The following is a 3,832-nucleotide window of genomic DNA, read 5'->3' on the forward strand; positions in this document are numbered from 1 at the left end:
TTATGACCGAAGCAATTAAATCAGGGGATACCATTGCCGTGGATTATACGGGAAAATTTGAAAGCGGGGATGTGTTTGACTCTTCCGAAGGCAAACAGCCGCTGACCTTCACCGTTGATGCAGGCATGCTGATCAAAGGCTTTGACCAGGCCGTCATCGGCATGAAAAAAGGTGAATCAAAAACCGTAACCATTCCGCCTGAAATGGGATACGGTCCAAGGGACGAAAACGCCATGGTGGACATCCCAAGGGCCCAGTTCCCCCAGGATATGGCCCTGACAGAAGGCCTTGAGCTTCACCTTCAGAATCCGGCAGGCCAGCCGGTTCCCGCGCGGGTGGCACGTATAAACGAGACAAGCGTCACCATGGACGTAAATCATTTCCTGGCCGGTAAAACCCTTGTTTTTGACATCACCATTGCTGAAACCGGACTGGAACCCCCGGCAAGCAGCTGTGGAACCCATGGCGGGAACTGCAGTTCGGGCTGCTGCGGATCCTGTAGCTGTAATTAATTCCTAAGCCAGGGCCTGGAGCATCGCAATGGTCAATAAAAGCCTCATTTTGACAGTTGATGACAAACCCCAGAATCTTCAATTTCTTGGGAAGCTGCTCTCGAATAACGGATATGAAGTCGCCATGGCCCAGAGCGGGGTCCAGGCCCTGAAGTTTGTAAGAACTGAATTCCCGGATCTCATCCTTTTAGATGTCATGATGCCGGAGATGGATGGGTATGAAGTCTGTGAAGAACTGAAGGCCGGACTTCCCGCCCGCCATATTCCGGTGATTTTTTTAACAGCCAAGTCCGATGCCCAGGATATTATAAAGGGGTTTGAGGCGGGTGGGGTGGATTATGTAACCAAACCCTTTCATTCGGCTGAACTTCTGGCCCGTATCAAAACCCATATCGAACTTAAAACCCTGCGCAGCCTTTTGCCCATCTGTTCACATTGCAAAAAAATCCGGGATGACAAGGGATTCTGGAATGATGTGGACAGGTATTTTGAGACCCACGCCCCTCTGACCCTTACCCACGGTACCTGTCCGGCATGTATGGACAAGCTGTATAAGGGACATGACTGGTATAAAAAAAGGACACAACCTGCCTCCGGTGAAGAAGGCACCCTATGATCTGCTATGAGGATCTGCTATGAGCATGGCGTATGAATTTGATTTCAAGGTAGCCCAGAAGTATGATGCCTTTTTTGAAAAAGGCCGGGCCAGGCACTACCTTAACCTTGAGATCAAACTTATCAGCTCACTGATCCGCCCCATGCCAGGCAAGCGCTTGCTGGACATTGGCTGCGGCACAGGGTTGAGCCTTGAACCTTTTGTGGATCTGGGCATGAACCTGACCGGCATTGATTCTTCCGCATATATGCTGGACAAGGCTGCTGAACGGCTCGGACACCGCGTTGACCTGCACCGGGGTATGGCCGAGGATCTGCCCTTTGACGACAATGCCTTTGATACGGCATTGCTGTTTTTCAGCCTTGAATTTTCAGACCGTCCGGCCAAGGCCATTGAAGAAGCCTGCCGGGTGGCCCGGGAACAGGTGGTCATCGGGGTCCACAACCGGTATGCCCTCCAGAATATGGTCCGGCGGGTCAAAGGGTTATTTTTCCCGGATATGTACAGCCGGGCTCATTTTTTCAGTGTGTGGGAGTTGAAAACCATGATGGTCTCAATATTGGGGAAAGTGCCGGTAACATGGCGGACAACCGTACAGTTCCCGTTTATATCCGGTCGCCTGGTCTCCAAGGCGGAAAGTTTCAGCCTGGTCCAGTACTCTTACTGGGGCAGTTTCATTGGCATGTGCATCAAGCCTGTGCCTAAGTTCCGCACCCGGCCCCTGGCCCTGGAAACCCGGAGTCGTAAAATTTATAATCCGGCCACAGGCCTGGTATCAGGATTCAGGGTGGAAGAATGATACGGGCCCGCCTCTATGCACCCCTGTCCGGTGGTGCGGTCAAATGCCTGGCCTGCAACCATTTTTGCACGATTACGCCGGGGCATCCCGGATTGTGTGGTGTGCGGGAAAACCGGGATGGTCAGCTCTTTTCCCTGGTGTATGACCGGGTGGTGGCCGCCGGCGTGGATCCCATTGAGAAAAAGCCTATTTTCCACTTCAAGCCCGGGTCCCTCTCTTTTTCCATTGCCGCGCCCGGATGCAATTTTAAGTGCCGGTTCTGCCAGAATGCCGATATTTCCCAGGTCTGTGACCGGGGGGCAGATCCTTTTTCAGGCCGTCTTGCCGGCAAAGCAATGACGCCCGAAGCGATTGTCGCAAAGGCTGTGGAACTGGGGTGCCAAAGTATCTCCTATACGTATACCGAACCTACGGTTTTTTTTGAACTGGTTCTGGATACAGCGATGCTGGCAAAGGAAGCAGGACTGGCCAATATCTTTGTTACCAACGGTTTTATGAGCCCTAAGCTTCTGCAGGCCTCCGCCGCAGTGCTGGATGCGGCTAACGTGGATCTTAAATCCTTCAGCAATGGGTTTTACACCCGGTATTGTAACGGCCGCCTGGAACCGGTTAAACAGACGCTGAAGGCCATGGTGGATTTAGGCCTCATGGTGGAGGTCACCACCCTGGTGATCCCGGGGCTCAATGACGATCCCAACGAACTTGAGCAAATGGCGTCCTTCATTGCCGGGGAGTTGGGCCCTTCAACCCCCTGGCACCTGTCCCGGTTCCACCCGGCGTACCAGTTGACCCAGGTCGGGCCGACACCTGTGGACACCCTTGAAAGGGCCTGCGATATTGCACTTTCAGCCGGCCTTGTTCATGTGTACACCGGTAATGTGCCAGGTGCCAGGGAAAACACCTGCTGCCAAGCCTGCGGCCGGACGGTTGTCAAACGGTTTGGCTATACAGTTGAAAATTTTTTAACCCAGACCAATAAATGTCCCGGGTGCGGATCGCCTGTATTCGGGATCTATTAACTCGGGACCTATTAAAAAAATATTTTTCATGCGTTCAGTTGCCGACATCCTGGACACCATCCAGGCACGCAGTCCTGTTTCCCCTATCCTTGAAACGCTTTGGAGCGCCGGGTTTCAAGCCTTTCTGGCCGGCGGGGCAGTCCGGGACGCCCTTTTGGGTATAGCGCCCGCAGATGTGGATATCCTGACCAATGCGCGTCCCGAAGATCTGGCCCGGCTGTTTGCCGGCCAGGATCCTGAATATGTGGGAAAATCCTTTGCCGTGACCCTGGTCAACAGGGTGGAGGTGGCGACCTGCAGGCCCGCAGATAAAAAAGCTGTGGCGGCAGGCCTCGTCTTTCCGGCCACAGACCTTGGCCGCCGGGATCTCACCATCAACAGCATGGCCTGGGACCCCGAAACCCGGACCCTGACAGACCTCTTTGGCGGGCAAACGGATATTGAAGCAAAAGTGATCCGGTTCACCCGGGATCCCTTTGACCGGATTGAAGAAGATCCCGTGCGCATGGTCAGGGCCTGCCGGTTTGCTGCCTGTTTCGGGTTCAAAATCGAGCCGGATTCCTTTGATGTCATCCGTACCCATGCCCATAAAATTACGGCCCAAGGGACTGAAGACCGGATTCAAAGGGAAATTGTCAAATCCATGGGCATGGACAAGCCTTCGGGATTTTTTAATTTGCTTCATGATACAGGCCTTCTGGCCTTGATTCTGCCCAGCCTTGACCGGTGCTACGGCCTGGACGGCGGCCCCCACCACGACGAAACCGTATTTGAGCATAACCTTCTGGTGGGTGATGCCCTGCCCGCATCCAAGCCCATACTCCGGCTGGCCGGTTTTCTCCATGACACAGGGAAAGTGGATGCCCTGGAAATCAAGGACGGCAGG

4 protein-coding genes and 1 pseudogene are annotated in these 3,832 nt (G+C 53.8%); all 5 read left to right on the forward strand.

Going from position 1 to position 3,832, the window contains the following annotated elements; translation table 11 throughout:
- Positions 1 to 512, forward strand: a 512-nt coding sequence (locus tag AB7U36_RS20275; protein ID WP_428161443.1) for an FKBP-type peptidyl-prolyl cis-trans isomerase, incomplete at its 5' end; no start/stop codon positions are given.
- A 28-nt stretch (positions 513 to 540) separates the two neighbouring features.
- Entirely contained in the window at positions 541 to 1,128 is a 588-nt protein-coding gene (locus AB7U36_RS20280; RefSeq protein ID WP_428161444.1) for a response regulator, read from the forward strand.
- A gap of 19 nt (positions 1,129 to 1,147) precedes the next feature.
- Positions 1,148 to 1,927: a class I SAM-dependent methyltransferase gene (locus AB7U36_RS20285; RefSeq protein WP_428161445.1), complete on the forward strand. Its 780-nt coding sequence runs from the start codon at positions 1,148 to 1,150 to the stop codon at positions 1,925 to 1,927.
- Entirely contained in the window at positions 1,924 to 2,946 is a 1,023-nt protein-coding gene (amrS, locus tag AB7U36_RS20290; protein WP_428161446.1) for an AmmeMemoRadiSam system radical SAM enzyme, read from the forward strand. The genes AB7U36_RS20285 and amrS overlap by 4 nt, the downstream gene beginning before the upstream one ends.
- A gap of 28 nt (positions 2,947 to 2,974) precedes the next feature.
- Positions 2,975 to 3,832, forward strand: a pseudogene (locus AB7U36_RS20295) (CCA tRNA nucleotidyltransferase); the annotation flags it as partial.

It is taken from the genome of Desulfobacter sp., from assembly GCF_050177295.1.